General features: G+C 39.3%; 2 protein-coding genes. One reads left to right on the top strand and one right to left on the bottom strand.

Annotated elements, in window-relative coordinates; genetic code table 11:
• Positions 1 to 44: 44 nt before the first annotated feature.
• Complete coding sequence (gene mnmA / locus R2S57_RS30165; protein ID WP_316848620.1) at positions 45 to 1,136, bottom strand: tRNA 2-thiouridine(34) synthase MnmA; 1,092 nt, start codon at positions 1,134 to 1,136, stop codon at positions 45 to 47.
• Positions 1,137 to 1,572: 436 nt separating this feature from the next.
• Between mnmA and R2S57_RS30160 the strand changes: the two genes are divergently transcribed.
• Positions 1,573 to 3,371: GH92 family glycosyl hydrolase (locus tag R2S57_RS30160; protein ID WP_316848619.1), on the top strand; the 1,799-nt coding region annotated here is incomplete at its 3' end.

The following is a 3,371-nucleotide window of genomic DNA, read 5'->3' as shown; positions in this document are numbered from 1 at the left end:
CCAAATAACAACTCTTTTTTATCGTGTAATATAGGAAGGAAGTATTAAACTAAAAATCCTCCACCCAATAAATCATTTCCTTCGTAAAATACTGCCGATTGACCAGGCGCAATTGCCGATACATTATGGTCGAATACTACGCGCATTTTATCTTTTTCCTGAACAATCGTACTTAACATACCCGCATCTTTGTAGCGGATTTTGGTAATTACATCATTCATCGGTTCTTCAATGCTTGCATATTTAACCAGGTTCACATTGCGCACCATGGCTTCTCTGCGTTCCAGTTCATCAGCTTTGCCTAATACTACTGTATTGCTCTCTGGTAAAATTTGGGTAACAAACATCGGTTCGCCAAAAGCAATACCTAAGCCTTTACGCTGGCCGATGGTATAAAAAGGATAACCTTTATGTTGGCCAACGATCATTCCATTGCTTAAAATGAAATTCCCACCTGCTACTCTGTCTTCTAAATCTTCTACTTTATGTTTTAAGAAAGCCCTGTAATCGTTATCCGGTACGAAACAAATTTCGTAGCTCTCCGATTTTTTAGCCAATTCTTCCTGTCCCATATCTAAAGCCATTTGTCTGATATCAGATTTGGCAAAACTGCCCAATGGGAATTTGGTACGCGAAAGGTTTTCTTGCGAAACACCCCACAGTACATAAGATTGATCTTTGTTTTCGTCTTTTCCTTTCGAAATTACATAACGGCCGCTATCTTGCTGGCGGATATTGGCATAATGCCCAGTTGCAATAAATTCGCAATCCAGTTTATTGGCACGTTTCAGTAAAGCTTCCCATTTAATGTGCGTATTGCACAAAACACATGGATTTGGTGTTCTTCCGGCAAGGTATTCATCAACAAAATTATCGATTACATAATCGCCAAATTCATCACGTATATCTAAAATATAGTGCGGAAAACCATAGTTTACGGCAAGTGTACGGGCATCGTTAATGCTATCTAACGAGCAACAGCCAGTTTCCTTGCTGCTACCACCAGAAGTGGCATAATCCCAGGTCTTCATGGTTAAGCCAATAACCTCATAACCCTGCTCATGCAACATTACAGCCGCTACCGAACTATCAACCCCGCCACTCATGGCAACCAGAATTCTACCGTGTTTACTCATCTTAAAAATATTGGACGCAAAAATAAGGTTTATTTAGCTGAAATTATTTAAAGCAAGTCAGTTACTTGTAAAAAGCGGTAGCTAAATGGTATGAGCTTATCACTTAGTTGTTTTAAGGTGACTTAGGTGGTCATAATATTTGAAAATGAGCGGTTCTGTGTTAATGGCTGCCGGTAGCCCTGCTATCACTGCAAGTCCTCGCTGCGCTGTGGGCTTTCCGTTCTATCAGGTTTATTTAACAAAGTCTGTCGTCTAAGCACATAAACCTCGCAGGTTTTTAAAACCTGCGAGGTTTGAATCACAATAAATTGTATCTTCAAGCTTCTAAATTGTATTTTTTATTTTACTTAAACGTTTTAGTCTTATATTTTATGCAGATTTGGAGATAAATTAATACCTTAGAATTTTCAAAAAAACAAGCTAATTTTTAAAAGATATGATTAAAAAAGTTATCCTGCCTTGTCTTTTGCTTTCAGCCATGATGGCATCGGCACAGCAGAATTTGGTGCAGTATGTAAAACCCATCATCGGTACCTCTAAAATGGGGCATACTTATCCAGGCGCCACAGTTCCATTTGGTTCGGTACAGTTGAGTCCCGAAACAGATACTTTATCTTACGAGGTAAATGGAAAATACAATGGCGATGTATATAAGTACTGTGCAGGTTATAAATACGAAGATAAAACCATTACCGGTTTTAGTCACACACACTTCAGCGGCACAGGCCATTCAGATCTGGGCGATTTTCTGATTATGCCTACACAAGGTAAACTACAGTTAAATCCGGGTACAGCGTCAGATCCTAAAGGCGGTTACCGTTCGTCATTTTCACATGCCAATGAGGTTGCAGAGGCCGGTTACTACAAAGTAAAGCTCGATGATGATAATATTACTGCAGAATTGACCTCAACCACAAGGGTAGGGATGCACCAATATACTTTCCCTAAATCAGATCAATCGCATATCATTTTGGATCTGATGGCAGGTATTTACAATTACGAAGAAAAAACCGTTTGGACTTATGTTCGTGTGGTAAACGATACCTTGATTACAGGTTACCGTCAAACAAACGGGTGGGCCAGAACCAGAACCGTTTATTTTGCCATGAGTTTTTCTAAACCTTTTAAAAGTTACGGACGTAAAAGCTACGATGCCAAACAAGCTTACAGAGGTTTTTGGGGCAAGTTTAATCAAGAACAAAACTTCCCTGAAATTGCAGGCAAAAAGTTAAAAATGTTCTTCGATTTCGATACCCAGGAAGGTGAGAAGATCAAAATTAAATTCGCCCTATCTCCTGTTAGTCAGGAAAATGCCTTGCAGAATATGCGTGCGGAAATTTCAGGATGGGATTTTGAAAAAGTAAAAGCACAGGCACAGGCTACCTGGAATAAAGAATTGAATAAAATTCAGGTATCGACTTCTAACGACAATAAAGTAAACTTTTATACGGCTTTATATCACGCTTATATCAACCCTACAACTTATACAGATATCAATGGAGAGTACAAAGGTTTAGACCAGGGTGTACATAAAGCGGATGGTTTTACCAACTATACCACTTTCTCACTTTGGGATACCTACCGTGCTTTACATCCATTCTTCAATATTACACAGCCAGGGCGCAGTAATGATATGGTGAAATCGATGTTGGCGCATTACGATCAAAGCAGTTTGCATATGTTGCCAATTTGGTCGCACTATGCCAACGATAACTGGTGTATGAGCGGTTACCACAGTGTTTCGGTAATTTCTGATGCAATTATAAAAGGTACTTATACAGGCGATGCCAATAAAGCTTTAGATGCCTGTATTGCAACAGCCAAACACCGCGATTACGAGGGGATTGGTTATTACATGGATAAAGGATATATCCCGGCAGAAAAATCTGGAATTTCAGTTTCCAATAATTTAGAATATTCATATGATGACTGGTCGATTGCACAATTGGCAAAGAAATTAAACCGCATGGATGTTTACGACGAATTTATCAAACGTTCTAACAACTGGAAAAACAATTACGATAGTGCTTCAGGTTTTATGCGTCCGAAACTGGCCGATGGAACCTTTAAAAAAGAGTTTGATCCAAAAGATACCGAAGGACAAGGTTTTATTGAAGGAAATAGCTGGAACTACAGTTTCTTTGTGCCACAGGATCCTGCTTCGCTGATCGAAATGATGGGCGGTAAAAAGAAATTTGCTACCCGTTTGGATACTTTGTTTACCATGCACTTGCC

This window comes from Pedobacter psychrodurus (assembly GCF_032678585.1).
GTDB classification, from domain to species: domain Bacteria; phylum Bacteroidota; class Bacteroidia; order Sphingobacteriales; family Sphingobacteriaceae; genus Pedobacter; species Pedobacter psychrodurus_A.
The sequence above is the reverse complement of the archived record's forward strand: the minus strand, read 5'-3'. Positions and strand labels throughout refer to the sequence as shown.